Annotated in this window: 20 protein-coding genes, 3 tRNA genes and 1 other annotated feature; of the genes, 10 read left to right on the forward strand and 13 right to left on the reverse strand. The window is 38.2% G+C overall.

Going from position 1 to position 22,782, the window contains the following annotated elements; translation table 11 throughout:
* Positions 1 to 24: 24 nt before the first annotated feature.
* Together DV427_RS00555 and mpl are read right to left on the reverse strand one after the other, a co-directional pair.
* Complete coding sequence (locus tag DV427_RS00555) at positions 25 to 531, reverse strand: DUF2301 domain-containing membrane protein (protein WP_114890935.1); 507 nt, start codon at positions 529 to 531, stop codon at positions 25 to 27.
* A gap of 107 nt (positions 532 to 638) precedes the next feature.
* Complete coding sequence (gene mpl / locus DV427_RS00560) at positions 639 to 2,000, reverse strand: UDP-N-acetylmuramate:L-alanyl-gamma-D-glutamyl-meso-diaminopimelate ligase (protein ID WP_114890936.1); 1,362 nt, start codon at positions 1,998 to 2,000, stop codon at positions 639 to 641.
* 158 nt (positions 2,001 to 2,158) lie between these two features.
* Here mpl and DV427_RS00565 point away from each other — a divergent pair, with 158 nt between their 5' ends.
* Positions 2,159 to 2,758: a hypothetical protein gene (locus DV427_RS00565; RefSeq protein WP_114890937.1), complete on the forward strand. Its 600-nt coding sequence runs from the start codon at positions 2,159 to 2,161 to the stop codon at positions 2,756 to 2,758.
* Positions 2,759 to 2,806: 48 nt separating this feature from the next.
* On the opposite strand, the gene metC is transcribed toward DV427_RS00565, so the two are convergent.
* A complete protein-coding gene (gene metC, locus DV427_RS00570; RefSeq protein ID WP_114890938.1) occupies positions 2,807 to 3,994 on the reverse strand; it encodes a cystathionine beta-lyase in 1,188 nt (395 codons plus the stop codon).
* 136 nt (positions 3,995 to 4,130) lie between these two features.
* On the opposite strand from metC, the gene DV427_RS00575 reads away from it, so the two are divergent.
* The 5 genes from DV427_RS00575 to DV427_RS00595 all read left to right on the forward strand — a co-directional run bounded on the left by DV427_RS00575 (position 4,131) and on the right by DV427_RS00595 (position 5,838).
* On the forward strand, positions 4,131 to 4,733 hold the full coding sequence (locus DV427_RS00575; RefSeq protein WP_114890939.1) for a peroxiredoxin C: 603 nt from the start codon (positions 4,131 to 4,133) through the stop codon (positions 4,731 to 4,733).
* Between the two features lie 100 nt (positions 4,734 to 4,833).
* A complete protein-coding gene (gene pgsA / locus DV427_RS00580) occupies positions 4,834 to 5,391 on the forward strand; it encodes a CDP-diacylglycerol--glycerol-3-phosphate 3-phosphatidyltransferase (RefSeq protein WP_114890940.1) in 558 nt (185 codons plus the stop codon).
* A gap of 154 nt (positions 5,392 to 5,545) precedes the next feature.
* Positions 5,546 to 5,621, forward strand: a tRNA-Gly gene (locus DV427_RS00585).
* Positions 5,622 to 5,625: 4 nt separating this feature from the next.
* Positions 5,626 to 5,712, forward strand: a tRNA-Leu gene (locus DV427_RS00590).
* A gap of 50 nt (positions 5,713 to 5,762) precedes the next feature.
* A tRNA-Lys gene (locus DV427_RS00595) sits at positions 5,763 to 5,838 on the forward strand.
* Positions 5,839 to 6,048: 210 nt separating this feature from the next.
* Here the strand turns inward: DV427_RS00595 and thrC are convergent.
* The 3 genes from thrC to thrA are packed head-to-tail and all read right to left on the reverse strand — an operon-like array spanning position 6,049 to position 10,771.
* Positions 6,049 to 7,323 (reverse strand): threonine synthase, encoded by a 1,275-nt coding sequence (thrC, locus tag DV427_RS00600; RefSeq protein WP_114890941.1) that lies wholly within the window; start codon positions 7,321 to 7,323, stop codon positions 6,049 to 6,051.
* Positions 7,324 to 7,366: 43 nt separating this feature from the next.
* Positions 7,367 to 8,311, reverse strand: coding sequence for a homoserine kinase (gene thrB / locus DV427_RS00605; RefSeq protein ID WP_114890942.1), 945 nt, complete (start codon positions 8,309 to 8,311; stop codon positions 7,367 to 7,369).
* Between the two features lie 12 nt (positions 8,312 to 8,323).
* Positions 8,324 to 10,771: a bifunctional aspartate kinase/homoserine dehydrogenase I gene (gene thrA, locus DV427_RS00610; protein ID WP_114890943.1), complete on the reverse strand. Its 2,448-nt coding sequence runs from the start codon at positions 10,769 to 10,771 to the stop codon at positions 8,324 to 8,326.
* A 35-nt stretch (positions 10,772 to 10,806) separates the two neighbouring features.
* Positions 10,807 to 10,925, reverse strand: a sequence feature (Thr leader region).
* A gap of 170 nt (positions 10,926 to 11,095) precedes the next feature.
* On the opposite strand from thrA, the gene DV427_RS00615 reads away from it, so the two are divergent.
* Entirely contained in the window at positions 11,096 to 11,797 is a 702-nt protein-coding gene (locus DV427_RS00615) for a YggS family pyridoxal phosphate-dependent enzyme (protein ID WP_114890944.1), read from the forward strand.
* A 76-nt stretch (positions 11,798 to 11,873) separates the two neighbouring features.
* On the opposite strand, the gene DV427_RS00620 is transcribed toward DV427_RS00615, so the two are convergent.
* The 7 genes from DV427_RS00620 to DV427_RS00650 form a co-directional block, all read right to left on the reverse strand.
* Positions 11,874 to 12,629: a class I SAM-dependent methyltransferase gene (locus DV427_RS00620; RefSeq protein WP_032824169.1), complete on the reverse strand. Its 756-nt coding sequence runs from the start codon at positions 12,627 to 12,629 to the stop codon at positions 11,874 to 11,876.
* A gap of 132 nt (positions 12,630 to 12,761) precedes the next feature.
* Complete coding sequence (nagA, locus tag DV427_RS00625) at positions 12,762 to 13,907, reverse strand: N-acetylglucosamine-6-phosphate deacetylase (protein ID WP_114890945.1); 1,146 nt, start codon at positions 13,905 to 13,907, stop codon at positions 12,762 to 12,764.
* Positions 13,908 to 13,964: 57 nt separating this feature from the next.
* A complete protein-coding gene (gene nagB, locus DV427_RS00630; RefSeq protein ID WP_009500377.1) occupies positions 13,965 to 14,768 on the reverse strand; it encodes a glucosamine-6-phosphate deaminase in 804 nt (267 codons plus the stop codon).
* 179 nt (positions 14,769 to 14,947) lie between these two features.
* Positions 14,948 to 15,826: an N-acetylneuraminate lyase gene (nanA, locus tag DV427_RS00635; protein ID WP_005631506.1), complete on the reverse strand. Its 879-nt coding sequence runs from the start codon at positions 15,824 to 15,826 to the stop codon at positions 14,948 to 14,950.
* Between the two features lie 10 nt (positions 15,827 to 15,836).
* Positions 15,837 to 16,703 carry a MurR/RpiR family transcriptional regulator gene (locus tag DV427_RS00640; RefSeq protein ID WP_005625613.1) on the reverse strand — a complete coding sequence of 289 codons (867 nt, stop codon included), beginning with the start codon at positions 16,701 to 16,703 and terminating at the stop codon, positions 15,837 to 15,839.
* A complete protein-coding gene (locus DV427_RS00645; protein WP_114890946.1) occupies positions 16,696 to 17,598 on the reverse strand; it encodes an N-acetylmannosamine kinase in 903 nt (300 codons plus the stop codon). The genes DV427_RS00640 and DV427_RS00645 overlap by 8 nt, the downstream gene beginning before the upstream one ends.
* A gap of 44 nt (positions 17,599 to 17,642) precedes the next feature.
* Positions 17,643 to 18,329 (reverse strand): N-acetylmannosamine-6-phosphate 2-epimerase, encoded by a 687-nt coding sequence (locus DV427_RS00650; protein ID WP_114890947.1) that lies wholly within the window; start codon positions 18,327 to 18,329, stop codon positions 17,643 to 17,645.
* Between the two features lie 276 nt (positions 18,330 to 18,605).
* Here DV427_RS00650 and DV427_RS00655 point away from each other — a divergent pair, with 276 nt between their 5' ends.
* From DV427_RS00655 to DV427_RS00665, 3 genes are all read left to right on the forward strand, one after another.
* Positions 18,606 to 19,592, forward strand: coding sequence for a sialic acid TRAP transporter substrate-binding protein SiaP (locus tag DV427_RS00655; protein ID WP_114890948.1), 987 nt, complete (start codon positions 18,606 to 18,608; stop codon positions 19,590 to 19,592).
* Between the two features lie 71 nt (positions 19,593 to 19,663).
* On the forward strand, positions 19,664 to 21,514 hold the full coding sequence (locus DV427_RS00660) for a TRAP transporter large permease subunit (RefSeq protein ID WP_114890949.1): 1,851 nt from the start codon (positions 19,664 to 19,666) through the stop codon (positions 21,512 to 21,514).
* A 123-nt stretch (positions 21,515 to 21,637) separates the two neighbouring features.
* Positions 21,638 to 22,765 carry an N-acetylneuraminate epimerase gene (locus DV427_RS00665; protein ID WP_162790242.1) on the forward strand — a complete coding sequence of 376 codons (1,128 nt, stop codon included), beginning with the start codon at positions 21,638 to 21,640 and terminating at the stop codon, positions 22,763 to 22,765.
* Positions 22,766 to 22,782 lie beyond the last annotated feature (17 nt).

Here is a 22,782-nt window from a genome sequence, read left to right on the forward strand (position 1 = left end):
ATAAAAGTGCGGTCATTTTCTTTTCTAAATTTGATATTTTGTTTTATCTCCAATATCAAAATGCAAAGGCATTCGCCATTTTTGTATCGCTAAAACTAAAAGTAATACGCCAGAAATAATAGAAAAAATACGTAATGCGATAAGATTATTTAACACCCATGAAAACCACAAGCAAGCCACAAATATCGGCTGTAAATTTAGCAGAGGCACGCGGAAACAAAAATATTCTTTAAAACACAAACTACCTAAAGTAAGTAACGCACCGCCAAGGGCCAAAGCGGGATAATGATTAATATAAAACAGTAATCCTATCCACGTAGAAAATTGAAACAGCAATCGGAAGGATTTGAGATAAATATGTAATGAAGAGGCACAGCAAGTTGCCGCAATTAATATAAATGTAAGCGATAAATCTGGATACCAACTCATAGCAAGAATAGCAAACGCCGCTATCACAAAGCCAGAGCGATAAATAATGACGGTCAGATTATCTAAAAAATCCATCGGTGATTTAATATGTGGATCAGCCATTCTACAAAGATTCCTTTTATAAATTACAAATTAAAAATAAATGTTACGTCAACTCAATAAAAAGTGCGGTTAACCTAAAAACATTTTCTAAATTAACCGCACTTTGATTATTTCTGTTTAAGCTTATCAAGAATTTTTTGATGAATGCCACCAAAACTGCCGTTAGACATCACCAAAATGTGATCTGTAGGTTGGGCCTCAGCGACAATCATATCGACTAATCGATCTAAATTTGCATTCCAATAGGCAGGTTGTACACATTGGTTTGCAATATCTGCCACTTCCCAAGGAAGATGTTCTGGTTGAAGCATAAACACTTCATCAGCTCGGCCTAGTGCAGGCGCAATTTCATCTTTATGAACACCCATTTTCATTGTGTTAGAACGAGGTTCAAGCACTGCAAGAATTCGCACTCCACCACCCACTTTATCTCGTAAAGCAGTTAGCGTAGCAAGAATAGCTTCTGGATGATGAGCAAAATCATCATAAACGGTGATGCCATTAACTTCACCTTTTACTTCTAAACGACGTTTAGCATTTACAAAAGATCCTAATGTTTTACACGCATCTTCAATAGACACACCCGCATGATGAGCAGCTGCGATTGCCATTAAAGCATTATGCATATTATGTTGTCCCACTACATTCCATTTTACTTCTGCCACTTTTTCACCATGATGGAAAACCGCAAAATGTGAGGCATCATTTGTAATACGCTCAGCAAACCACTCACTATCTTTGTCTAAAAATTGTTGCTGCGACCAACATCCCAATGCCAGAGTTTCTTTTGCACTTTGTTCACTCGCCGAACTTAATACCAAGCCACTTGCCGGAATAGTTCGAATCATATGATGAAATTGGCGTTGGATCGCTTTAAGATCATCAAAAATATCTGCATGATCAAAACTAATGTTATTTACGATAAGTGTACGCGGATTATAATGAACAAATTTCGAACGTTTATCAAAAAAAGCCGTATCATATTCATCAGCCTCAATAACAAAATAAGGGCTGTCTCCTAAACGAGCTGAAATACCAAAATTACCGGCAATTCCACCGATTAAAAAGCCTGGTTTTAAGCCATTTTGTTCTAAGATCCACGTTAGCATGCCTGTTGTGGTTGTCTTTCCATGAGTACCAGAAACTGCCAATACCCAACGATCGCGTAATAAATGATCATGTAACCATTGAGGACCAGATGTGTACTTCAAATTATTTTCCAACACATATTCTACGCAAGGATTACCGCGTTTCATCGCATTACCAATGATTACCATGTCAGGCGCAGGTTGTAATTGTGCCACATCATAATTTGGAATAATCTGGATGCCTTGCTCTTCTAAAAAAGTGCTCATTGGAGGGTAAACATTAGTATCGGACCCCGTCACGTGATAGCCCATTTGTTTCGCAATCATCGCCACGCCGCCCATAAATGTGCCACAAATACCTAAGATATGAATATGTTTCATTGTACTTCTCTACTTATCAAGGAAAATGAAAAGTATAATAAAACAACTTTTATGAACTTTCAAAATAAAAGACTGTCGTAAAGGCTCGCATAGGCTATAATTGAGCCCTTGAAAAACGAGTACAACTCAACTAACAAAATATAATGAAGGAATTTACAATGAAATTTAATAAATCTTTTCTCTTTGCAAGTATCATCGCAGCTTCAATTGCATTAACAGCTTGTAACGATAAAGAAGAAAAAGTAGCAGAAAAACCCGCAGCAGCAACAACAGAAGTTACACAACCAGCTCAACAGGCAGTGCAGCAAGCAAAACAAGTCCAACAAACCATGCAACAAACTGTACAACAACCTCAAGTGAAAACCGATGATTTAGTCACTCAAGCAAATGCAGAGTTTCTAAAAGTTGCGAATGTAAAAGTAACGAATGTTTCTGTAACCAATGATTTAAAATCGTTTTCTATCACTTATGAAGTGAAAAACTTAAGCGATAGAGCCATTTTAGATGTACAATGGTTAACCATTTATAAAGAAAATAACCAACCATTCTATGTTGCAAATCTTCCAGCATTACAATTTGGAAAAACAATTGCACCAAAAGCTAGCGAAACAGTAACATTATCAACAACTGAAGAAACCGTGCTTTCTCAAATTCGTCCACACTTGCAACAAGGGAAAAATATCCAAGTAGACATTATCGGGACTTCAGTACATTTTGCTGACGGTTCGAAAGTTGGCTTAGTGTCAGAACAAAAATAATCCTATAAAAAATGCCTGTGTAAAACAGGTATTTTTTTATCCGCACTTTTAGGCAATTCGCTCAAATCCAGCTTTTAAATCTGCAATCAATTCATCTACATCTTCAAAGCCAATATGAACACGAATTAACGAACCTGTAAGGTTACGTTTAATATTTGGACGAATATGGGAAATTTCTTCTGGCTGATTACAAAGAATTAAAGACTCAAATCCTCCCCATGAATAAGCCATAGTGAACAGTTGAAAATGATCCATGAAATTTGAGACTTGTTCTGATGTCAATCGCTTAGTTAATTCAAAAGAAAATAAGCCACTGCTACCACTAAAATCTCGTAAAAAGAATTCATGACCAGGGCAACTTGGTAAAGCTGGATGGTACACAGTTTTTACTTCTGGTTGCTCACTCAACCATTTTGCTACTTTAATACTGCTTTCCTGATGTTGTTTTAACCGTACACCCAATGTACGAATACCACGAGCAGTCGTATAAGCAGAATCCGCATCCACCATCTGCCCCATTAAATAGGAATTTTCTCTAAGTTGATCCCAAGTTCGCGCATTCGCAACGGCAGTACCAATCATAATATCAGAATGCCCCACTAAATATTTCGTACCCGCTTGAATAGAAATATCAATATCATGCTCTAACGCTTTAAATAGAACACCTGCCGACCAAGTATTATCAATCATAATCACAATATTAGGGTTCGCCTTTCTTGCAGCCTTCACAATAGTCGGAATATCGGGAATTTCCATTGTGATAGAACTCGGTGCTTCCAAGAAAAGTACTTTTGTATTCGGTTGAATAAGCGTCGCAATATCAGCACCAATAAGAGGATCGTAATAAGTTGTATCGATCTGCATTTTTTTCAGCACAATATTACAGAAATCTTGGGTTGGTTCGTAAGCTGCGCCGCTCATTAACACATGGTCGCCAGTTTTTACAAAAGAAAGAATCGAATTAGTTACTGCTGCTGCACCACAAGGGTAAAGATAACAGCCTGCGCCTCCCTCCATTTCGCACATTAAATCTTGTAAAGCAAAATGTGTTAGCGTCCCTCTTCTGCCATAAAATAATTCGCCTTTTGCTCTATGTTGAGTAGCGTGTTTTTTATCTTCAATACTGTCAAATACTAATGAAGAAGCTCGCTGTAAAACGGGATTTACGGATCCTTGTGAAAAGCGTTTTTTACGCCCTGCATGGACAAATGTTGTTGATAGATTGTGTTGTTGCATATTTCCACCTTATTTTAGATAAGATTAATTGCTTTAATAAATAAAATCGAGTATAAAATGTCGGCGTTTCAAATAGAACCGCGCCGCTATTTTGTGTGGCAAAACTTTAACTTAACTTTATATAGGAATTATGACTATGGTATTAGTAACCCGTCAAGCACCAGATTTTACTTCATCTGCTGTATTAGGCAATGGCGAAATCGTTGATAACTTCAACTTTAAAAAACACATTGCTGGAAAAGCTGCAGTAATCTTTTTCTACCCATTAGACTTTACCTTTGTTTGCCCTTCTGAGTTAATCGCATTTGACCACCGTTATGAAGAATTCAAAAAACGTGGCGTAGAAGTAGTTGGTGTTTCTATCGACTCTCAATTCACTCACAATGCATGGCGTAACACTCCAACTGAAAATGGTGGTATCGGCCAAGTTAAATATGCATTAGCAGCAGACGTAAAACACGAAATTGCTCAAGCATACGGTATTGAACATCCTGAAGCAGGCGTTGCATTACGCGCTTCATTCTTAATCGACACAAATGGTGTCGTTCGTCACCAAGTGGTAAACGATCTTCCATTAGGTCGTAACATCGATGAAATGTTACGTATGGTTGATGCATTACAATTCCATGAAGATCACGGTGAAGTTTGCCCTGCTCAGTGGGAAAAAGGTAAAGAAGGGATGAAAGATAATCCTGAAGGCGTTGCAAAATACTTAAAACAAAACGCTGATAAACTTTAATCCGTAATTATTTACAAGAAAGCCACATAATGTGGCTTTTTTTATATTCTTAGATACTTTAGAATAGGCGTATCTCTAACACCAAGAGCGGTTCATTTCTATGAAATTTAATATTCCTATTTTCCTAACGATGTTTCGCGTAATCCTGATTCCGTTTTTCGTGATTGCATTTTATTTACCTATCGAATCTTCCCCTTTTATTACTACATTCATATTCTTTATTGCCGGTGTTACTGATTGGCTTGATGGTTATTTGGCCCGTAAATGGAAGCAAACTACAAGATTTGGCGCTTTTTTAGATCCTGTTGCGGATAAAGTAATGGTTGTCGCAGCCTTGGTTCTCATCGTTGAATACCAACACTCTCTTTGGATTACGATTCCTGCCATTATTATGATTTCTCGCGAAATTATTATTTCCGCATTACGTGAATGGATGGCTGAACTCGGAGAACGTAGTAAAGTCGCTGTCTCTTGGTGGGGAAAATGTAAAACAACCGCGCAAATGTTAGCCCTAGGCGGATTATTATGGCGTTACAATAACTATATGGAAATTGCTGCTATAATCTTACTTTACATCGCAGCCATTTTAACAGTATGGTCAATGATCCAATATTTACAGGCAGCAAAAGGTAGCCTACTAGATGAACTCAAACTCTAATTCTGGATAAAGTGCGGTATTTTCTACCGTACTTTTATTATTTTGTCTTATTTTTAATCAAACAAAGTTTTTTTTTATTTTTTCATTTGACACAAGACTATAAAACCGTAAAATACGCCCCGTTGTCACGCAGCAATGCTGATTAGTGATAAATGCGGGAATAGCTCAGTTGGTAGAGCACGACCTTGCCAAGGTCGGGGTCGCGAGTTCGAGCCTCGTTTCCCGCTCCAATTTGCCCGAGTGGTGGAATCGGTAGACACAAGGGATTTAAAATCCCTCGCCTTTCGAGGCGTGCCAGTTCAAGTCTGGCTTCGGGCACCATTTAAAAACCAATCCAAAGATTTTTAAATTTACTTTAAAATCATCTAATTGGGTCGTTAGCTCAGTCGGTAGAGCAGCGGACTTTTAATCCGTTGGTCGAAGGTTCGAATCCTTCACGACCCACCACTTAAAAATAAAGTAAGCACCGAAAAGTGTTTTTTTATTGCCTAAATTTGGTACTACTTTTCAAATTACTGGCTTATTGAAAAATAGCTATTCTCTCTATCCAATCTAAAATAATTAATATATTTTATCGCTACGTTATATTTTCTAAAATAAAATAGCGCCTGAAAATCAAGCGCCATCCAAAATACAATAAAAATTTACCGCACTTTATTACTTCAATAAATAAGCCCGTAGTTGTGCAAAATCATTATCCATTTCATCAGAAAGCAATGGTAGCTGATTATGTTTATCCAGTGCTTCAGGTAATGAAAGTTGAATACCAAGAATACGTTCTACGGATTCTTTAAATTTCGCAGGATGTGCTGTACACAGGAAAATTCCTGTTTCACCCGCTTTAAGTTGATCTTTCAACACCTGATAAGCAATCGCACCGTGAGGTTCACATAAATAACCTTTTGCCTGCATCGCTTTTAAGGTATCTTCTGTTTCGCTATCACTTAGCATTCCCGAGCCTAAATCAGTTAAATTCCAACCATTTCGTTTAAACAATTCTTCCACTCTCGGCCAGTTATTTGGGCGACTTACATCCATTGCATTAGAAAGGGTTGCAACTGTCGTTTTAGGATCCCAATTACCCGATTTTAAATAACGTGGCACTGTATCATTTGCGTTTGTTGAAGCAACAAAGCGTTTTATTGGCAAGCCTAATGTTTTTGCAATTAATCCTGCAGTTAAGTTACCAAAATTACCACTTGGCACAGAAACCACAACATTATCACGTTTTTCTTTTGACAATTGTGCTACAGCCTCAAAGTAATAACAAACTTGAGCTAATAAGCGGCTGATATTAATAGAATTTGCAGAATTAAGTCCGATAGCTTGGCGCAATTCAGCATCATCAAAGGCTTGCTTAACTAAAGCCTGACATGCATCGAAATCAGCGTTAATCGCAACAGTACGAATATTCCCACCTAAAGTACAGAATAGCTTTTCTTGTAATGGGCTGATTTTACCTTTTGGATAAAGGATAACTACATTAATATTTTCTAATCCATAAAACGCATGTGCTACAGCAGCTCCAGTATCGCCAGATGTTGCCGTTAAAATGGTAATTTTTCCATCGCCACGTACCGCAGCAAGTGCCTGTGCCATAAAACGCCCACCAAAGTCTTTAAATGCTAATGTGGGGCCATGAAATAATTCAAGTGCATAAATATTATCTTCCACTTTTTCTAACGGTGCAGTGAAAGTGAATGCATTTTTTACCATCTCATCTAACGTTGCTTTCGGTAATTCTTCACCGATTAAGGCGCCTAAGATTTTTTGACTACGCTCAACAAGAGGTAATTCAAGTAATTCATCAATGTTATTAAGTTGAGGAATAACTTCAGGAAAGAATAAACCTTGATCCCGACCAAGTCCTTGACGAACAGCCTGAGAAAAAGTGACTTGTTCTTCGGGATGTTTGATATTGTATAAATTCATATTTAATCCGTTTTTAATCTGACTTTATCTATTTAAATTATGCTTATTTAATTTCTCTTGCGCCTTCGTTATCGACCTTACATACATGCACAAAACCTTCATTATTTTGTAAATAATGATTCTCTAAATAAGTTGAAAGTTTAATTGCAGTTTGTAAATCAGGGGCAATAGAGAAAATTGTTGGCCCTGAGCCTGAAATACCAGTGGCAAGTGCACCTAAGTCTCGCGTAGCTTGTTTTACTTCAGCAAAATTAGGTAACAGAGATTCACGATAAGGCTCGGCAATGACATCTTTCATCATAATTGCAGCAAGGTTTTCCTGATGGGTATGGCAAGCATGTACAAAGCCACCCAAATGACGACCATGGGCAATCACGTCTTGTCGAGTATAGCTTTTCGGTAAAATTGCACGCGCTTCAGCAGTAGAAACTTCAATTCCAGGATACGCCAACACCCAATACCAATTATCAAAAAATGGCAATTTTTGACAAATATTGCCGAGTGATTGCACCATAAATTGCACACCGCCAAGATAGCAAGGTGCAACATTATCATAATGGATTGAACCAGAAATACGACCTTCCAATTCTCCCATCATTTCAAGCAACTCCATTTTCGAAAAAGGTTCATCATTAAACTGATTTAATGCCACTAATGCAGCAACAATAGAACAAGCACTAGAGCCTAAACCAGATCCAATAGGCATATTTTTTTCGAGCGTTAAACGCAAAGGTTTCAGATTTCCTCCGCGTAATTTTAATTGCTCACTAAATAGCACATAAGCTTGGTAAACAATATTTTTTTGTGGTTCTTTCGGTAATTTACGAACAAAATAGCCCGCACTTTCTAACTCAAAACCACTTGAAATAGATTCTATTTGAACCACATCACCTAATAATGAACCATCAATAGGAGAAATCGCAGCACCTAAAGTATCGAAACCTACGCTAATATTCGCGCTAGATGCAGGGGCGTAAATTCTTAACATTGGGAATCCTCATTAATGTTGTAATGTTCTTAAAATATCTGCAAAGATACCTGCCGCCGTCACCGCATTGCCTGCACCATAACCACGTAATAAAAGTGGGATAGGCTGGTAATAACGAGTATAAAATGCCAAAGCATTTTCACCGTCTTTCACTTTATAAAGTGGGTTATTCTGATCGACTGCAACAATAGATACTTTACATTTACCTTCACAAATTTTTCCAACATAACGCAATACTTTGCCTTCAACTTTAGCGGTGGAAACACGAGCTTTAAACTCTTCATCAAGCTGTGGCAACATTGCCATAAATTCATCTGCAGATTTTCCTTCAGAGAAGCCTTTCGGCAATACACCTTCAACTTCAACATCTGAAAGTTCAAGCTCAATTCCTGCTTCACGAGCAAGAATTAATAATTTGCGCGCTACATCTTGTCCAGAAAGGTCATCTCGAGGATCAGGCTCAGTAAAGCCTTTTTCACGCGCAAGTGCGGTGACTTCTGAAAGAGAAAGTCCTTCCTCCAATTTACCAAAAATAAAGGAAAGGGAGCCAGATAAAATGCCTTCAAAATATTCAAGTTCATCACCCGCAGCAAGTAAGTTTTGAAGATTTTCAATTACTGGCAAACCAGCGCCTACATTCGTTTCATACAAAAATTTATGTTGGCTTGCTTGAGCGTTTTGGCGTAACTCATTGTAATAAGCTAATTCTCGTGTATTCGCTTTTTTATTTGGCGTAACCACATGGAAACCTTCTTTTAACGCACGAGCATAAAGCCCTGCTACAGATTCGGCTGAGGTACAATCTACAAATACTGGATTCACCACATGATGTAATTTAATGAAAGAAAGCAATACATCAAAATCTGATGGCTGAGTCGCATTTTCTAAATCGGTTTTCCAATCGTCTAAACATAATCCATTTTCATCGAGCAACATGCGGTTGGAGTTCGCAATAGCACAAACTCGAATTTCAACATTCTTCTTTGCTAGATACTCCTTTTGACGCTTTACCTGCTCAATTAATTCTCCGCCTACTCCACCAACGCCCACTAAAAACATATCCACGACTTTTTTATTATTGAAAAGCGCCTGATGGGTAGCTTTCACCGCTTCAATCGCTTTATTTTGCGGCACAACCGCAGAAATTGAACGTTCACTAGAACCTTGAGCAATCGCCACAATGCTAATATTTGCCTGTGCTAACGCAGAGAAGAAACGTGCAGCAATGCCTTTCGCTTGCTTCATTCCATCGCCCACAACAGAAATAATGGATAAATCTTTAATCACTTCAATTGGTTCTAATTGATGTTCATTTAATTCATTAGCAAACTCAGTTTCTAGTACAGTTTTCGCTACTTCTGCAGATTTCACTGGCACGCAGAAGCTAATACTGTATTCAGACGAAGACTGGGTAATTAAGATGACTGAAATGCCTGCGCCTGACATAGCTGAAAATATGCGAGATGCCATGCCTACCATGCCTTGCATACCAGGGCCTGATACATTAAACATCGCCAAGTTATCTAAGTTAGTGATACCTTTGACTTGTAAACCTTCTGATTTCACATTGCCATCAATAATCGAACCCGGCGCAGAAGGATTTCCTGTATTTTTAATGACACAAGGAATATTTTGTGGCAACAATGGGCCAATCGTACGAGGATGAATCACTTTCGCACCGAAATAAGAAAGTTCCATTGCTTCACGATAAGAAAGGGTTGGTAATAAACGTGCATCAGGTACTAAACGCGGATCGCAAGTATAAACCCCATCCACATCGGTCCAAATTTCGCATACACTTGCGCCTAAACAAGCGGCTAAACAGGCTGCAGAATAATCTGATCCATTACGACCGAGCAGCACCAACTCACCTTTTTCGTTACCCGCAGTAAAGCCTGCCATAAGCACCACTTTATCTTTTGCGATACTTGCTGCATCAACACGTTTTGTTGATTCTTCAATTTCAACAGAAGATTCAAGATAACCGCCTTTTGCCAATAATTGTTTGACCGGATCCACAATATGTACGCTATAGCCATGCGCTTCAAACCAAGCTTTCATCATTGCGATAGAAAGTTTTTCACCTCGGCAATCAATCGTCGCTTTAACTGCATCTTCTACTTTTCCTGCCTGACGAATTTCTTCTAATAATCCTTTGATTTGAGCAAATTCAGCATCAATAAGCGCCTTGGTGCCATTTAAATCGAATTGATTATTTTCGGCATGTAAGCCATTGACGATGTTATAGAAAATTTCGATTGCTTCGTTAAAATGCGTATCGGTTGGTTGATTTAATGCAGCTTTTTCAGAAAGGGCGACGAGATGATTAGTTATTTTGGCTGGTGCTGATAAAACACCTGCTGCCTGCTCTTCTAAATGAGCTTGCTCGATCAATTTCGCTGCTTGGGAAAAACGTTCCGGATTTGCAAGCGAAGTGCCGCCAAATTTAAGTACGCGCATGATTGGTTCTCCTAGAGATATTGTGTTTTTAAATTTATAAAAAAACCCGCTATTCAGTTGAATCGCGGGTTTTCTGTATCCTGTTTTTTGGTGCACTAACCCGCGCCATTAATCATAGTAATGGTCATCATAATAGTGGTAATCGTGCTAATGATTACGGATAAAGTGCGGTTATTTTTCATTGTGTTTTATCTTGAAAAATGAATGCGTAAAGAAATACCGAAATTTCCCGAGCTTGTCAAACAGAAAGTAACAAATTTTTCAGAAATTTTCTCAGTAAATAAATTTCGTGTAAACTAACCGCACTTTTATAAAGGAGAACCTATGGATATCCAGCATAATCTCAACCTAATTCATCAAAAAATTGAAACGGCTTGCGAAGAAGTAACACGCAATCAAAATACAGTAAAATTACTTGCCGTATCTAAGACCAAACCTATTTCCGCTATTCTTTCGGCTTATCAAGCTGGACAAATAGCCTTTGGGGAAAATTATGTGCAAGAAGGTATAGAAAAGATCCAATATTTTGAATCGCAAGGTATTAACCTTGAATGGCATTTCATCGGCCCATTACAATCGAATAAAACCCGTCTCGTTGCAGAACATTTTGATTGGATGCAAACGCTTGATCGAGCAAAAATTGCAGATCGTTTAAATGAACAACGACCAATTAACAAAGCACCGTTAAATGTCTTGATTCAGATTAATATCAGCGATGAAGAAAGTAAATCAGGTATTCGACCAGAGGAAATGTTAACACTGGCAAAACACATCGAAAATTTACCGCACTTACGCTTACGTGGCTTAATGGCAATACCCGCGCCAACCGATAAAATCGCAGAACAAGAAAATGCATTTAGAAAGATGTTGTCTCTATTTGAACAACTTAAACAAGCCTTACCTAATCAACAAATTGACACACTTTCTATGGGAATGACCGATGATATGCCGAGCGCAATAAAATGCGGTTCTACCATGGTACGTATTGGTACTGCAATTTTTGGCGCAAGAGATTATTCAAAATAAATCTAAAAAATCCTATTGAAAAAATTATCGTAAGAAAAAGCGAACCGCACATAAAAGAGCGGTTCGTTTTTTTATATTATTTTTGACTACATACAGCAATAAAATGTAATTTATGTTCAGGATCATTAAACGTTTTGAACATTCTTTTAAATTGCTCACGATTTTCCGCTTTCATAGCATTACGGATGATTTTTAACGTCCCAAGAATGCCCTCATCATAAATCATTCCTTTTGGTGAAAGTAAGGTCATCTCACCAGAGAAAGTATCAACATTTCTAAAGCCACTTTCTTGGAATATTCCTTTCCAGCCATCTTTCGTTAATGGCGTTACCGTCACGTTAATCGCTTTGCGCATATTTTCTAGAATCGTTTGATGATCATTCCCCACCAGCATAACATCGTGAGTAAGCAATAAACCATTTGGTTTTAACACTCGAAAATATTCTGCAATGGCTTTTTTCTTAGCTTCCACGGGTAACATTGTGAGCATCGCTTCATTGATGACAATATCAAAACTTTCATCCTCGAAAGGCAACTTCATCGCATTTGCTCGCTGCACATGAATTTTTTCTTGCAAGCCATTTGCTTCGATATTTGCTTGTGCTTTTTCTAACGCATGTTCGTCTAAATCAACACCTTCAATATGGCAACCAAATTGCTTCGCCAATCCAATGGCTGTCGTCCCCATATTACAGGCAACCTCTAACACTTTTTTATCTTGGCTAAAATCACCATTGGCAATTAACCAATCTGTTGCTTTTTTACCGCCTGGACGCAAACGAGTTTTACCTAAACGTGCAAGAAAATTATGCCCTACTTCATCTTTCGCCATATCTATCTCCTAGTAATTAACTTGGTTTTTATATTATAGATGAAAATTATTCTTATTAAAGTAGTAAAGCAAAAAATAACCCAACCGATTGATTGGGCTATAAAAGATCAGAAAAATTTACCGCACTTTAAATCAATTAGGTTTCCATTCACCATTGAGCACGGTTGCTGTCACTTTATAATCTGATGTAAACACAGCTAAATTTGCGATTTTTCCTTTTTCTACCGAACCTAAACGATCATCCACACCAATTGCTCGTGCAGGATAAAGGTTACTCATTCGAATTGCTTCAGCAAGTGGAATTTCTACAAACTCCACTGCATTTTTAATAGATTCGATCATGGTAATTGATGCGCCAGCGATCGTACCGTTTGCATCAAAACAGCGGCCATCTCGAATATAAATAGTTTTACCGACGAAGGTGAATGTTTCCAATTCTGGTGGTGCACCTGCTGCTGCGAGAGAGTCCGTCACAATACAAAGTTTGTCACCTTTGATTTTTTTATCAATACGAACATTACCGTAATTGATATGCACACCATCTACAATAATACCAGTGTAAACATCAGAATCTAGTACTGCACCTACTACGCCCATAGCACGACCAGAACTAATTGGCGACATTGCATTATGCAAGTGAGTCGCAAAAGTTGCGCCTTTGTGGAATGCGGCTTTAGCCACTTCATAAGTCGCATTAGAATGGCCTACAGAGACAATAATACCCGCTTTCACAAAATCAGGCGTATAGTTAATGGTTGGGTTCTCTGCGGCAATGGTAATTTTTGTAATGACATCACCATTTTCACAGAGGAAATCCTTCATTTCAGGCGTAATTTCACGAATATATTCAGGACGGTGTACCCCTTTTTTCTCAACACTGATAAACGGCCCTTCAATATGTAAACCAAGTGCTTGGTTTTTATGCTTATTTAAATATTCACGCATAATTTTCACCGCGCTTTTTATGTTTTCATCTGGTGCCGTGATAAAAGTAGGAAGGAAACTTGTACAACCTGATTTCAAGTTAGTTTCCTGCATAATTTCCAAGGTTTCAACGCTAGTTTGGTCGTTAAACATCACCCCACCACAGCCATTTAATTGAAGATCAATAAAACCAGCGGTTAAATTATTACCTTCTAAATCAATAGTTTTGATGCCTGTTTCTAATTCAGTTTGTGGAACTACCGCTTCAATAATTTCACCGTTAATAATTACAGCAAAATCACGTAAAACATCATATTTTGTGTAAATCACACAATTTGTTAATGCATATCTCATTTTTTGTCCTTAAATAAAATAATCAGAAAAATTACCGCTCTTTTGAGCGGTAGGATCTTATAACACGCTATGAATGGCGCGTTGTTCTAATTCAGTGAAATATTTAACAGTTTTTACTTTCAATTCTTGCTGTGCAGGTTCATCACAAACTAACACAAAATGACGATGTAATTGAAGTGCACTCACTGTCCACATATGGTTCACACCACCTTCTACGGCAGCTTGAACTGCAAGTGCCTTATGATGTCCTGTCGCAAGGATCATCACTTCTTCTGCATCTAATAATGTTCCTACACCAATAGTCAAAGCATATTTAGGCACTTTATTCACATCATTATCAAAGAAACGTGAATTTGCGATCAGCGTGTCTTGAGTTAACGTTTTAATACGAGTACGGGAACTTAATGATGACGCCGGTTCATTAAAGGCAATATGGCCATCATTGCCCACTCCACCCATAAATAAATTAATTTTTCCGTAAGATTTAATTTTTTCTTCATAACGGCGGCATTCCGCATCATGATCATCCGTATTGCCGTTAAGAATATTGATATTTTCTGGCTGGATATCGATATGATTGAAGAAATTGTTATACATAAAACTATGATAACTTTCAGGATGTTCCTCTGGTAAACCCACATATTCATCCATATTGAATGTTACTACATGCTTAAAACTCACCTCTCCCGCTTTACAAAGTGCGATTAATTCTTGGTAAGTTTTTAATGGTGTGCCACCAGTTGGTAAACCGAGAACGAATGGACGTTCAGCCGTAGGATTAAAATGATTGATACGATCAACAATATGGCGTGCAGCCCAACGACTCACCTGTTGTTCGTTGTGTAGAGGGATAAGACGCATACTATACTTCCTTTATTTTCAATACCGTGGATAAACAAACCAACGGTTAAACATAATGGTTCCCCACTACGAAATAGAAAAACTGAGAAGCAGGAAACGAGAATTGCTACCCCAAGAGGGATAAATTATGAGTAACCTAGGGAAATAACTCCCCCTAGGTTCTCACGATATTCCATTAATTATAAAAATTTCGCTTTCAACTCTTTTGCTTTAGCAAGCTGAGCATCTGTTGCTTTTGCTGTCATTGGCTCACGGCAATAACCCGCATCCACACCTTCTAATTTAAGCAATTCTTTGATGGTTAAATATAAACCGTTCGCTAAAATGCCTTCGATTAAATCGTTGGTTACGTGTTGAATTTCTAACGCTTCAGCTAATTTACCCGCTTTGGTTAATTCAAAAATTTGACGAGCACGAACGCCGTTTACGTTGAAGGTTGAACCGATTGCACCATCCACACCAAGTGCGGCTGCAGGTAACATCATTTCATCGAAACCAGCCCAAATTAAGTGGTTTGGATAAGCTTTTTTCAAACGTTCTAATAAGTAGAAATCACCTGCTGTGAATTTTACTCCTAATACTTTCGGGTTTTTGTAAAGTTCACCAAATTGTTCAATTCCCATATTCACGCCAGTTAAGAACGGAATAGAATACACGATCATATTATTGCCCGTTTCTGCAATAATGGTGTCGTAATAATGTTTGATTTCAGGGAAACTAAATTTATAGTAGAACGGAGTAACTGCGGATAAGCTATCGTAGCCTAATTCTGTTGCATATTTACCTAATTCAACCGCTTCTTTTAAGTTTACGCTACCCACTTGAGCAATTAGCGCGATTTGATCTTTTGCTTCATCTTTTGCAATACGGAAGATTTCTTTTTTCTCTTCAGTTGAAAGCATAAAGTTTTCGCCTGTTGAACCACCTACATATAAACCATCAACTTTCATCTTGTCGATATTGTGGCGGATAATTTGACGTAAACCTTTTTCATTAATTGTGCCATCTTCATTAAATGACACTAATAATGCACTAAAAATACCTTTTAAATCACGCATAAGTTTTCTCCTATTTTATACGTTGTTCAAGAATCACATTGAGGGTTTTTTGCTTGGTTTGAGCTGCAAGTTCTTCTTCGCCCTGCACTAACAAAGCATAAATTAAATCTAATACAAAAAGCTGTGCAATTTTGGTACCAATAGAGTCACCTTGTAGCTTCCCTTGTTTATTACCATTTACCAAAACATAATCAGCATATTCTGTAACGGGTGAACGCAAACTGTGAGTTAATGCCACTGTCGTTGCACCATTTTGTTTAGCAATTTTGAGTGTGTGCGCTGTTTCTGCGGAATATCCTGAATGACTTAAACCAATTGCCACATCAGAAGACGTAAGTAATGCCGCCTGCATATACATAAAATGATTATTGCCTGTTGCATCCACTTGGAAACCGATACGCATCAACTTATTTTTTGCATCTTCAGCTGTCACACCAGATGATCCCACGCCGAATAAAAAGATACGACGTGCTTTTTTAATGGCTTTAACCACTTGTTCAAGCTGTTTCAAATCTAATAAATTAACCGTTTCTTCCATTACATTAGAAACTGCCGCTTGCAACTTTTGTGCAATCGTTAAAGAATCATCACTCGGCATAATTTCTGTTTCGAGTACAGTTTCATCATTGTTATCTTTCGTAGCAAGCTCAATGGAAAGTTCTAATTTAAAATCGCTGAAACCTTTAAAACCAATGGTTCGACAAAAACGGACGAGTGTTGCCTCTCCAACTTCCAAATGTTTAGCGATTTCTGAAAGGGGACATTGAGACACCAAATCAGGCGAACGTAAAATCGTATCAGCAATTTTTTTCTCTGATTTAGTTAAGCTATGGTAAAGCGAACTAATGGTGTTTAACACATTTCCGGATTTAGCCATAAATTGTTCCTTTTGGTTTATCAAGCAGAACATCTTTCACCCAATAAGCTGCGCCGACTAATCCTGCATCTTGACCAAATTTAGCAGATTCAATGTCACAGCTATATACAGCAGGCATAGCCTGTAAGAAACGTTTGACTAATGGTAAATAACCTTCAGCCAACCCTACACTACCACCTATAACGACTTTTTGCACATCCAATCCAATCACTAAATCCGCCACTAAATTGGCAATGGCTTGGGCTGAACGTTCTATAAGTACGGTAGCTTTTTCATCATTTTTTCTAAAACGTTCAAAAACTTCTCTTGGCTCACAAGGATCATCCCATTGGGAAGATACCGCTTCAATAGCTCGACCAGCAGCAACGGCTTCTACACAACCTCGACGACCACAACCACACATTGGGCCATTTGGATCCGCTAATGTATGCCCAATATGTCCAGCGATTCCCTTCGGACCAGTTTGTAATTGTTGGTTTAATATGACACCGCCACCCACGCCAGTAGAAACTGTAATAAAAACAAAGTTTGATACTCTTTCTGAATCTTGGAGTTGGTATTCCGCATAAGTTGCGGCTTGCGCATCATTTAATAAGCCAATTGGTTTATCCGTGTGTTTAGCAATACTTTCTTTTAGTGGAAATTGATTCAAACCACCTAAATTTTTAGGATTAAGTGCGGTTAAAACACCGTCGTTTATAATACCAGTTGAAGCCACCGCCACATAATCAAATTGCCCCGCATAATGAGTAAGAAGTTGTTCCAATGCTTGATGCATTCCTTCTACCACATTTTCACGCGGCGTATGAATTTGTTGGCGTTGTTCAACTTCGCCATTTTTTACGATAGCCGCTGCGATTTTTGTACCGCCAATGTCTAGAGCTAAACAACGCATAACTTATCCTTATAGTATGAAGTATTTTCTCACACGTCTTACGACTATCTTGCAGATTTCACAGAATTAGCGAACCAACTCACGATATGCTCAAGGCGAGTTAAGGCTGAACCAACGGTTACGCAATCTGCGCCAATTTCAATCGCCACTTTTGCCAATTCAGGCGTGTTATAGCGGCCTTCTGCCATCACAAAACAGCCCGCTGCTTTTAAATCTTTCACTAATTGATAATCAGGTTCTTCGGGAACTGGACCGCCTGTATAACCAGACATTGTGCTCCCCACAATATCAAAACCGAGTTTTTGACAATACAAGCCTTCTTCTAAATTAGAGCAATCTGCCATAGCCAAACAGTCCATTTCATGGATTTTTTTCACCGCACTTGCAATATCAACTGGGCGAGGACGGCTAGTGCCATCTACCGCAATGATATCTGCCCCAGCATTGGCAAGATCTTCAATATCTTGCAGAAATGGCGTAATACGAATCGGACTATCAGGTAAGTCACGTTTTACAATACCGATAATTGGAATGTTTACAAAAGGACGTGTCGCTTTAAGGTTATCTACACCTTCAATACGTAAACCTGATGCGCCACCAGCAACGGAAGCTTGGGCCATAGCAGAAACAATTTCTGGTTTATCCATTGGGCCATCATCAACAGGTTGGCAAGAAGCAATGAGACCATATTGAATTTGAGAAAGCACATCTTGATGAGATAATTTTGACATAATATCACTCCTAAATATAACTGAGCCCGCATTTTCGTCAGTGCTCAGCATTATATAAAAACATAACTCCATTTTAAAAGATTTTTTGAAGTATTTTTTTGTAAATGTGATCTACCTCTCAATTTTGAAATAAAACTTCAAAGAGCAGTTCAAAAAGTATTTTTTTACTTTAGAATAGCGCCCGAGTCGTTTTTTTGATGTCTAAAACATCGAGCATTCACTTTCAATCCAAGCCAATTATGGCTTATATCAACATAGGTTCACACAGGAGCGAACATTATGAAATTTACTAAACTTTTCCTTGCAACTGCTATCACATTAGGCGTTTCTTCAGCCGTTTTTGCCGCAGATTATGACTTAAAATTTGGTATGAATGCGGGTACTTCATCTAATGAGTACAAAGCAGCTGAAATGTTTGCAAAAGAAGTAAAAGAAAAATCACATGGTAAAATTGAAGTTTCACTTTATCCAAGTTCACAACTTGGTGATGACCGTGCAATGTTAAAACAATTAAAAGACGGTTCTCTTGACTTCACTTTTGCTGAATCAGCTCGTTTCCAATTATTCTATCCTGAAGCAGCGGTGTTCGCGTTACCATATGTCATCACCGACTACAACGTTGCACAAAAAGCATTAAAAGAAACCACATTTGGTAAAGATTTAGTTCAAAAAATGAATAAAGAATTAGGCTTAACCTTATTATCACAAGCTTACAACGGTACTCGCCAAACAACTTCAAATAGAGCGATCAATAGCATTGCAGATATGAAAGGCTTAAAACTTCGTGTACCAAATGCTGCAACTAACTTAGCATACGCAAAATATGTAGGCGCATCGCCAACACCTATGGCATTCTCTGAAGTATATCTTGCACTTCAAACTAACTCTGTAGATGGTCAAGAAAACCCATTAGCAACAGTACAAGCGCAAAAATTCTATGAAGTGCAAAAATTCTTAGCGATGACTAACCACATTTTGAATGACCAACTTTATTTAGTGAGTAACGAAACTTATAAAGAATTACCAGAAGATCTTCAAAAAGTAGTCAAAGACGCCGCTGAAAATGCAGCAAAATACCACACTAAATTATTCGTAGATGGCGAAAAAGATTTAGTGACATTCTTTGAAAAACAAGGTGTTAAAGTGACTCACCCTGATTTAACTCCATTCAAAGATGCGATGAAACCATTCTATGCTGAGTTTGTAAAACAAACTGGTGAGAAAGGTGAAAAAGCATTAAAAGAAATCCAAGCTCTTAAATAATCTCTATCACGTGCGCCAGCAATTTGGTTGGCGCACTCATTTTCGTTCTCCACAATCTCCCGGAGTGAAGTATGAAATTTTTTAACAAACTTGAAGAATGGATTGGCGGCATGCTATTCCTTGTGATCTTCGGTATTCTTGTTGCTCAAATCCTATTCCGCCAAGCTTTCCAATCGCCACTAATTTGGAGTGAAGAACTCGCTAAATTATTATTTGTATATGTAGGTATGCTCGGCATTAGTGTTGCTATCCGCAAACAAGAACACGTTTACATCGACTTCTTAACCAATTTAATGCCTGCTTCTATCAAAAAAGTAACAAACTCTTTTGTGCAATTGGTGATTTTCCTTGGCATTATTTTCTTTATCCATTTTGGTATTAAAACATTCCTTGGTGCAGATTTCCCTATTGACGCATTAGGTGGAATTTCAGAGAAATGGATTTATGCTTCTCTGCCGATCATTTCTATCCTAATGTTAGTGCGCTTCTTCCAAGCACAAGCAGACAATTTTAAAGAAGATAAAAGCTATTTACCGGCGACATTTTTCATTGTAAGTGCGGTCATTTTATTAGGCATTTTATTTACGTTCCCAGAGTGGTACAAAGTATTACGCATTACAGAATATGTGAAATTTGGTTCTAACTCTGTATACGTTGCCCTAATATTCTGGCTAGTTATTATGTTCCTTGGTGTGCCAGTAGGTTGGTCATTATTTATTACCACATTACTTTATTTCTCAATGACCAGATGGAACGTAGTAAACGCAGCGGCTGAAAAACTGACCATGAGTTTAGATAGTTTCTCATTACTTGCTGTGCCGTTCTATATCCTAACGGGTATTTTAATGAATACTGGCGGTATCACAGAACGTATCTTTAACTTCGCAAAAGCCTTGCTCGGTCACTACACTGGTGGTATGGGTCATGTAAATATTGGCGCAAGTTTATTGTTCTCAGGGATGTCAGGTTCTGCACTTGCTGATGCGGGTGGCTTAGGTCAGTTAGAAATCAAGGCTATGCGCGATGCAGGTTATGATGATGATATTTGTGGTGGTATCACTGCAGCGTCTTGTATCATCGGTCCATTAGTTCCACCAAGTATCGCCATGATTATTTACGGTGTAATCGCCAACGAATCCATTGCGAAACTCTTCGTTGCAGGTTTTGTACCAGGCATACTTGTAACAATTGCTTTGATGATCATGAACTACTACGTATCCAAAAAACGTGGTTATCCAAGAACACCAAAAGCAACTCGTGAAGAACTTTGCACATCATTCAAAAAAGCGTTCTGGGCAATTTTAACCCCATTGCTCATCATCGGTGGTATCTTCTCTGGCTTATTTAGCCCAACAGAATCAGCCGTTGTTGCCGCAACTTATTCCGTAATCATTGGTAAATTCGTTTATAAAGAATTAACCATGAAAATGCTCTTTAATAGCTGTGTTGAAGCAATGGCAATTACCGGTGTAGTTGCATTAATGATTATGACTGTGACCTTCTTCGGAGATATGATCGCACGTGAACAAGTTGCAATGCGTATAGCAGATATATTCGTTGCCGTAGCTGATTCTCCACTTATGGTATTAGTCATGATCAATGCGCTCTTGCTCTTCTTGGGTATGTTCATTGATGCATTAGCATTGCAATTCTTAGTCTTACCAATGTTAATTCCAATCGCAATGCAATTTAATATCGACTTAGTATTCTTCGGTGTAATGACTACTTTGAATATGATGATCGGTATCTTAACACCGCCAATGGGTATGGCTCTGTTTGTGGTGGCGCGTGTGGGTAATATGTCAGTATCCACTGTGACTAAAGGTGTATTGCCGTTCTTAATACCGATATTCTTAACATTAGTATTAATTACGATTTTCCCACAAATCATTACTTTTGTACCAAATCTATTGATGTCTTAACACTAAAGTGCGGTTAAAAAAAGCAAAGCTTTTATAACCGCACTTTTTTTATAAAATCAATCCTATTCAATGCGGTTTTATGAATAGCAAACCATAAACATAACTTAATAAATGAGGTTTATTATGAAATTGACAAAAACAGCATTATGCGCCGCACTTTTTACAACTGTTGCATTTTCAGCTAACGCACAAGTCTATCCAGATTTACCAGTAGGCATCAAAAGTGGAACAGGTGCACTCATCGGCGATACCGTATATGTAGGCTTAGGTTCGGGTGGCAATAAATTCTATTCTTTAGACTTAAAAGATCCTGCTGCACAATGGAAAGAAATTGCAGCATTCCCTGGTGGTGAACGTAATCAACCTGTTGCAGCAGCTGTAGATGGAAAACTTTATGTATTCGGTGGTTTGCAAAAAAATGAAAAAGGCGAACTCCAACTTGTTAATGATGCTTACAGCTACAATCCAGCTGATAATACTTGGGTGAAACTTCCTACTCGCTCTCCGCGTGGCTTAGTCGGTTCAAGCAGCGCATCTCACGGCGATAAAGTTTATATTTTAGGTGGTTCTAACCTCTCTATATTTAATGGTTTCTTCCAAGACACCGTGGCAGCAGGTGAAGATAAAGCGAAAAAAGATGAAATCGCAGCAGCTTATTTCGATCAACGTCCAGAAGATTATTTCTTCACAACAGAATTATTGAGCTATGAACCATCAACCAATAAATGGCGCAATGAAGGTCGTATTCCATTCTCTGGCCGTGCTGGCGCGGCATTCACTATCCAAGATAATGACTTAGTGGTGGTCAATGGTGAAGTTAAACCAGGGCTTCGTACCGCAGAAGCTCATCAAGGTAAATTCACTGCTAAAGGTGTGCAATGGAAAAACTTACCTGACTTACCTGCGCCAAAAGGTAAATCACAAGATGGTTTAGCCGGTGCACTCGCAGGCTATAGCCATGGCCATTATTTAGTGACTGGTGGCGCAAACTTCCCTGGTTCAATTAAACAATTCAAAGAAGGCAAACTTCATGCGCATAAAGGTTTAACCAAAACATGGCATAACGAAGTTTATACTTTAAATAATGGTAAATGGAGTATCGTTGGTGAATTACCAATGAATATTGGCTATGGTTTCTCTGTATCTTACAACAATAAAGTATTACTCATCGGTGGTGAAACAGACGGTGGTAAAGCGTTAACCAGCGTTAAAGCCATTAGCTACGATGGTAAAAAATTGACCGTTGAATAAGTTGGCATAGAATAATG

This window comes from Haemophilus haemolyticus (genome assembly GCF_003351405.1).
GTDB lineage: Bacteria > Pseudomonadota > Gammaproteobacteria > Enterobacterales > Pasteurellaceae > Haemophilus > Haemophilus haemolyticus_N.

What these genes read in the sequence shown, in the direction of transcription:
- DV427_RS00555 (WP_114890935.1), bottom strand. Translation starts at nt 531, where the DNA reads ATGGCTGATCCACATATTAAATCACCGATGGATTTTTTAGATAATCTG.
- mpl (WP_114890936.1), bottom strand. Translation starts at nt 2,000, where the DNA reads ATGAAACATATTCATATCTTAGGTATTTGTGGCACATTTATGGGCGGC.
- DV427_RS00565 (WP_114890937.1), top strand. Translation starts at nt 2,159, where the DNA reads ATGAAATTTAATAAATCTTTTCTCTTTGCAAGTATCATCGCAGCTTCA.
- metC (WP_114890938.1), bottom strand. Translation starts at nt 3,994, where the DNA reads ATGCAACAACACAATCTATCAACAACATTTGTCCATGCAGGGCGTAAA.
- DV427_RS00575 (WP_114890939.1), top strand. Translation starts at nt 4,131, where the DNA reads ATGGTATTAGTAACCCGTCAAGCACCAGATTTTACTTCATCTGCTGTA.
- pgsA (WP_114890940.1), top strand. Translation starts at nt 4,834, where the DNA reads ATGAAATTTAATATTCCTATTTTCCTAACGATGTTTCGCGTAATCCTG.
- thrC (WP_114890941.1), bottom strand. Translation starts at nt 7,323, where the DNA reads ATGAATTTATACAATATCAAACATCCCGAAGAACAAGTCACTTTTTCT.
- thrB (WP_114890942.1), bottom strand. Translation starts at nt 8,311, where the DNA reads ATGTTAAGAATTTACGCCCCTGCATCTAGCGCGAATATTAGCGTAGGT.
- thrA (WP_114890943.1), bottom strand. Translation starts at nt 10,771, where the DNA reads ATGCGCGTACTTAAATTTGGCGGCACTTCGCTTGCAAATCCGGAACGT.
- DV427_RS00615 (WP_114890944.1), top strand. Translation starts at nt 11,096, where the DNA reads ATGGATATCCAGCATAATCTCAACCTAATTCATCAAAAAATTGAAACG.
- DV427_RS00620 (WP_032824169.1), bottom strand. Translation starts at nt 12,629, where the DNA reads ATGGCGAAAGATGAAGTAGGGCATAATTTTCTTGCACGTTTAGGTAAA.
- nagA (WP_114890945.1), bottom strand. Translation starts at nt 13,907, where the DNA reads ATGAGATATGCATTAACAAATTGTGTGATTTACACAAAATATGATGTT.
- nagB (WP_009500377.1), bottom strand. Translation starts at nt 14,768, where the DNA reads ATGCGTCTTATCCCTCTACACAACGAACAACAGGTGAGTCGTTGGGCT.
- nanA (WP_005631506.1), bottom strand. Translation starts at nt 15,826, where the DNA reads ATGCGTGATTTAAAAGGTATTTTTAGTGCATTATTAGTGTCATTTAAT.
- DV427_RS00640 (WP_005625613.1), bottom strand. Translation starts at nt 16,703, where the DNA reads ATGGCTAAATCCGGAAATGTGTTAAACACCATTAGTTCGCTTTACCAT.
- DV427_RS00645 (WP_114890946.1), bottom strand. Translation starts at nt 17,598, where the DNA reads ATGCGTTGTTTAGCTCTAGACATTGGCGGTACAAAAATCGCAGCGGCT.
- DV427_RS00650 (WP_114890947.1), bottom strand. Translation starts at nt 18,329, where the DNA reads ATGTCAAAATTATCTCATCAAGATGTGCTTTCTCAAATTCAATATGGT.
- DV427_RS00660 (WP_114890949.1), top strand. Translation starts at nt 19,664, where the DNA reads ATGAAATTTTTTAACAAACTTGAAGAATGGATTGGCGGCATGCTATTC.
- DV427_RS00665 (WP_162790242.1), top strand. Translation starts at nt 21,638, where the DNA reads ATGAAATTGACAAAAACAGCATTATGCGCCGCACTTTTTACAACTGTT.